The sequence below is a fragment of the Paraburkholderia solitsugae genome, from assembly GCF_013177695.1.
GTDB classification, from domain to species: domain Bacteria; phylum Pseudomonadota; class Gammaproteobacteria; order Burkholderiales; family Burkholderiaceae; genus Paraburkholderia; species Paraburkholderia solitsugae.
In genome coordinates, this window is sequence record NZ_WOEY01000073.1 from 1 (window position 1) to 5,143 (window position 5,143).

Annotated in this window: 5 protein-coding genes and 1 pseudogene; 3 read left to right on the top strand and 3 right to left on the bottom strand. The window is 53.1% G+C overall.

Annotation, left to right across the window (positions count from 1 at the left end):
• Positions 1 to 773: 773 nt before the first annotated feature.
• Positions 774 to 1,067, bottom strand: a complete 294-nt coding sequence (locus GNZ12_RS18690; RefSeq protein ID WP_172312358.1) for a hypothetical protein — start codon at positions 1,065 to 1,067, stop codon at positions 774 to 776.
• Between the two features lie 638 nt (positions 1,068 to 1,705).
• Here GNZ12_RS18690 and GNZ12_RS18695 point away from each other — a divergent pair.
• Positions 1,706 to 2,392, top strand: a complete 687-nt coding sequence (locus GNZ12_RS18695) for a hypothetical protein (protein ID WP_172312360.1) — start codon at positions 1,706 to 1,708, stop codon at positions 2,390 to 2,392.
• A gap of 339 nt (positions 2,393 to 2,731) precedes the next feature.
• On the opposite strand, the gene GNZ12_RS18700 is transcribed toward GNZ12_RS18695, so the two are convergent.
• Positions 2,732 to 2,962, bottom strand: a complete 231-nt coding sequence (locus GNZ12_RS18700) for a hypothetical protein (RefSeq protein ID WP_172312362.1) — start codon at positions 2,960 to 2,962, stop codon at positions 2,732 to 2,734.
• Positions 2,963 to 3,508: 546 nt separating this feature from the next.
• Here GNZ12_RS18700 and GNZ12_RS18705 point away from each other — a divergent pair.
• Positions 3,509 to 3,880, top strand: coding sequence for a YciI family protein (locus GNZ12_RS18705; RefSeq protein WP_172312364.1), 372 nt, complete (start codon positions 3,509 to 3,511; stop codon positions 3,878 to 3,880).
• A 206-nt stretch (positions 3,881 to 4,086) separates the two neighbouring features.
• Here GNZ12_RS18705 and GNZ12_RS18710 read toward each other — a convergent pair whose 3' ends face one another.
• Positions 4,087 to 4,689, bottom strand: coding sequence for a hypothetical protein (locus tag GNZ12_RS18710; protein WP_172312366.1), 603 nt, complete (start codon positions 4,687 to 4,689; stop codon positions 4,087 to 4,089).
• Positions 4,690 to 4,846: 157 nt separating this feature from the next.
• On the opposite strand from GNZ12_RS18710, the pseudogene GNZ12_RS18715 reads away from it, so the two are divergent.
• A pseudogene (locus GNZ12_RS18715) lies at positions 4,847 to 5,017 on the top strand (IS110 family transposase); the annotation flags it as partial.
• Positions 5,018 to 5,143: the final 126 nt, after the last annotated feature.

Sequence of the window (5,143 nt, forward strand, 5' to 3'; positions counted from 1 at the left end):
ATAGTGGCATTCATCCGCCAAGACGTGCCACCACACGACTTTATTTGGCACCCCGCTGAAACCTGCGCCGATACAAGGTCTGGCTGTCGAAAATCGCGTTTTTGACCGTGGAACTGTCGAACTCCGGGGGGCACTCACTCTTTCCGAGAGCGGCCACACAAATGCATTCGGCACATGTCGATCGTCGCCAGTTTCGATGTGTCAGTCCGCGCTCGATTCGGGACCCGCCATACATTTGGCTACCGCTGCATGTAGCGGCGTACCTTGAATAAACGCTAGCCGCGAAAAAAGAAAAAAATGAGCACTAGTGCCGTGGGTATGACGAAAGGGTATGCAGAAAAGTGATAGTGACCAGCCGAGTCAACCTCTGGCAGCACACCATGCACTGGAGCTGAGACGCCATACCAAATGACTATAAAGAAAGCATGCTGCAAAGACTGCCACGGATGGTGAATGGTCCATGGGAAATCACGAGACAACATCCAAGCTGCCGCCGCTAACCCGCACAGCGGATATGAAAATATAATTACGACGGTAATCTTGATAATGCGGGGCCAACTGCATTTTGATTTTCGGTCGTTCATGCGGAACCGTCCGATCGCAGCAAAAATATTTTTCTCATTCAACGACTCCCTGGCGCGTGGCAACTTCTGGGCTGAACGAAGTCTCATACCTTGGGCATACGCGCAACACGCGACCCGTAGGGGACGTTCAGGCTTGGTCATCTCAAGCCAATGTGGGTACGTCGCAGCCTCCGAAAATGGCCGCAGCGGTCAGTCAGTCGATTTTAGGTAGTAGAGACCAACCCACACTGCCACCCCTAACATTCCGCCAATTATCATTGGCAATTTGCCCGCTTTCTTATTTTGCGAATTTTCTCGCATATTGCTAGCACCCTGCTTGGCAATTCGCTGATAAATTATTACGAGAACGCCAGCCAGCATAAGCATCTGGAAAGCAAATACACCGTTCAACCCTCTGTAACCGAAGGTCTTAAACCAGAGAAAATACGTGAAGAGCAGGCCGGCGAACGCGATAGCGGTCCAGATTTTTATCGATCTTTTCATTGCATCCCCCGATCGAGTATTGTGCGCCTGCCTCGATAGAGCGCTGAGACATCGCAGAGTTGACGCCGCCTAGTTCATATCAATGAATCAAATGATGCAAGTGATGGTTAACGCTTATCGGTCGCGCTGCTGCATTGGCGGACTGCTAGACGTGCCAACGTAAACACGGGCCGCGGGGCCTCCGCGCCGAAAAATTTCCCTCACTGCTCCGTAAGATTTCCGCGAGGCTAGAGGTCGCTGCGGATACCTAAACGCCGCCTCGTCAACGATCAAGGGTCAACGCTCAAATGTCGGGTTCTGGCCGAACCCTGCCCGATGTTCCGCACGCGCGAAGTCGCAGGCCGCGCATCGCGCGTCAGACCGTCGCCCACTGAAGAGACGGTCATTCTCCCGCAAAGCAGGCGTTCATTGACGCCGATTTTGCAGCTGACGAGCATCGCAATGAATCGCTGTGACGCCGTGCGTTCTGGGCAACATATCAAACGCGACAGTGATGTCACAGACGGTTCTATCAGTTATCCTCGGCCTCGTAGCCATCGAATATCTGGTGCCGCACATATCTTCGGCTACAACGCGGCTTGAATATTCGCTGATAAACGAATACCCAGAATTTACCTGCCGAATGAATGGGAAAAATAATGAAAAAAGCAGCGTTCAAGGTCAAGAGGAGCCAATCCGGCATAGAAAGTAACAATGTTTTTTTGAAACTTGCTTTTGGTTGGAAGGCAGCGTTTGTTGCTCTTCTTGCGTTGCTCGGATCATTGAGCCAAGCTGCTCATTGCGAATCAACAGATCCGGCGGATCGCCTATCTCTCAATGTGATACTGGGCGACCCCCAGATTCAGCGCCAAGCTGAATTTAGAATTCCTCGTAGATACGATCCCGAGATTTCCGAAGGATATCGCTTTCGCCTTGTAGTGGACTACTATTCAATGCAATCGGTAGCGCGACCACGAAATTTTAGATTAAACAGCAATCTACTTGACATTCAGGTCGAGGCGTATCCGAAGTACGGAACGATGGCTGACCGGGTAATTGAAGGAACTTTTGGTGCGAAAAAGATAGGCGAGAAAAATGGATACGCAATGTACAGCCAACCGCTTGGAAAAACATCGGCGCCAACAAAAGTATTCGCGTATGTCGACACTCAAGGAAATAACGTCATCATAGAGGATCCTGGTGAATGGTCCGTTCGTTACCGGATGACTCACGGTGTAAAGTCTTACTATGTAGTGACCTGCTTTTTTAGCAAAAAAATAGGCATAGATTTCCGTGAAATTGATAAGGTGACGGAAAACCTTGTTTCCGGCATGTACGTCAAATAGTCGCCCATTGTCGGATGCATTGATGCGGCTTCGATACCGGAACCACAGCTTCATTTGCCGAACCCGATCCAAACTTGTCGGCAATCTGGGAGCTCAGTCGAACGGCCGGTCGTGGCCGTAGACCTCGATCGCTGATCGCAGAAGGCATGCGAAAGGCACAAACCGACCCGGAAGGGGCATTCGATATGCTCGATACGGGCCGTTCTGCCACACCCGCGGCGGCGAAATTTCAGCTGTTGCGTCAATGCCCCGTTTCGCGCGAACGCATTCGGAACGCTGCATCGTGCATGATCTATTTTTCAGGTTTGACTGACAGATAAAAACCCAATAAAGAATAAGCTAATTCTTGTGAACTAAAGATGCTATCAAATCATGTAAAGGACTTATCATTGAGATCGCGACAAGGAACATGATCACCTTGATTGCCGCGATGATGGTGAGCCTCATGTCCTCGCCTTGTCTGTTGAATGCAATCCAATCCTTTTCTCGCCCACTTCTGTCCCTCATCGCCACATAAGCCGCGACCAGACCGATTCCCCGGGCAATCAGACTTGCAGTGTGTAAATTCATGCGTAGCTGCATTCTAGTTTTTATAACATTTGACATCATCAAATGAGCATCTTCTGTGCACTGGCAAACCTATATTCCCGTTACCCTTGATTAAGGCATTTGCGTGGACTGTCGACAATCTTGACGGAGGTGTTGAATGTCCGTAGTGGGCCGCCTTGAGGCATTGCCGGCGGCAATTTTCTCACCGACGAACAGCCATTGAGCGAGGGCGGACGAGACCTCGGCTAGCCAAACTGGACGACGACCTCGACCGACCGCTGATGGCCGCGTCGAGGCAGTGCCCTCTGTGATTTGCTCGCCGCAAACCGGCCATTGAGCGAGGCCGGACGAGACCTCGCTCAGCCAAACTAGTCGACGGGCTCGACCGGCCGTTCATGGCCGACCTCTGCCTCACGCGGTCCGCATGTGCAGCACGAGCCCGGCGGTCGGCACCGCGTGACCCCCAAAGCGGACAGTCTGGCGAGACCCGCTACAAACTTTTCAGAAGATTGTCGATTTTCGATCATCAGCTTCGTCGTCAAGTTATTCACACCCAAAGGATCTCCCATGAAATACCTCGGCTTGGCCTACTTCACCCCCGATAAATTCGCCGCGATGGCGCCAGACGACGTCAAGAAATTGGTGAGCCAATGCCCCGCATTGGACGAGAAGATGCGGGCTACCGACAAGGTACTGATTTCCGCATCGCTTGGCGATCTGGACAACTGGAGGACGCTCCGCCCGCGCAGTGGCAAGACGCACGTCACCGATGGGCCCTATACCGAGTCGAAGGAAGTCGTGGGCGGCCTGTTCATCATCGAGGCGGATACCCATGACGAGGCGTTGCGCATCGCCTCCATGCACCCGGCGGCCACGCTGGGCGAAGAAGGTGGATGGGTCGTCGAGCTTATCCCCGTGGATTTCTACTGGTCCCGATGAGGGCTTGGACGCGTGTCTCAAATATGCGTTGGGGCTCTGTTCTCCTCAAACACCTTCACGGGTTCGTGAGTCATCGCGACGATGCTACTTCTGGGCCGAGCGGCGACGCCTGTGATCGACCCTGAACGGACGATGAGCATTCCCCGCATCGGACATTCAAAATGGCCACGCCGGCAACCTTGGACGGCTCGGCGAACTTCAAGTGATCAGCGACGATCCTTCATTGCTTTCAAGTCTTGCTGACCGAAAAACGAATCAATGGCATGGATCGAAAGAACACGGACACCATACGGACCGGTTAGCACATGAACAATCGACGCTCTGCGCGCATTCCAGTCTGCCGGATAGCTGAAGAGCGCAAATGACGAGCAGCTAAATACCATGTCGTCGACTTGATGGTCATACCACGTCACGGGGTTTTGGCATTTCCTTGACATTGGCTGCGCGGATGTCAGGTAATAGCGGCTTTCATGGGCCGTGGTTCGGACGAGTAGTCGTTCACCGGCGTCCGTCAGCATCCACCCGGCAAAGACGAGATACGCGAAGACAAAGAACAGTAAGCCGATCAATTGGCGGCTGCCAATCCGCCTGTTCGAATTTGGCTGTTTCGCCGACATTCGAGTCAGCATGCAGATCGCGGAAACAACGAGAGTGGCGACGCCTAATCCCATCCACACGGGATCGAATCGGCTACGGAGTGTTCCATTTGCGAAAGAATCGGAGACGGCCCGGGACAGAACGAAAGCAACGGGAAAAATCGCAATCAGGCCGATGAACACGATGTACGCAATGACCGACCGGACTTTCATTTTCTACTTCTCCAAGGATCGTAAGCGTCGAAGCGTAGCACCGGCGCGCGATTCGGACCAGATTGAAAATCATCTAGCGGACCTCCTGCCGTCGCCCTGCCGGGCGACGGGGTTAAAGTGAGTTTGCCAAAACCGCTTTAACCGGAAGGAGGTCATCATGAACTATAGCGGCATTGACCTGCATTCGAACAATAGCGTGGTGAGCGTGATCGACGAAACGGACCGCGTGGTCGCAGAAAAGCGGCTGCCGAACGACATGGCAAGGATTCTGGCGTTCCTCGCCCCGTGGCGAGCCGAGCTGGCAGGCGTCGTGGTCGAATCCACGTATTATGGACGCCCTGGGATTATGCATGGTTTGTCTGTCGTTCCCAGGTGCGATCGCCCGAATTTTTGGGACTCCGGGTAGCGCCTCAGCAACGATAGACTTGGCATAACGGATCGTGCTCTTCTCAGA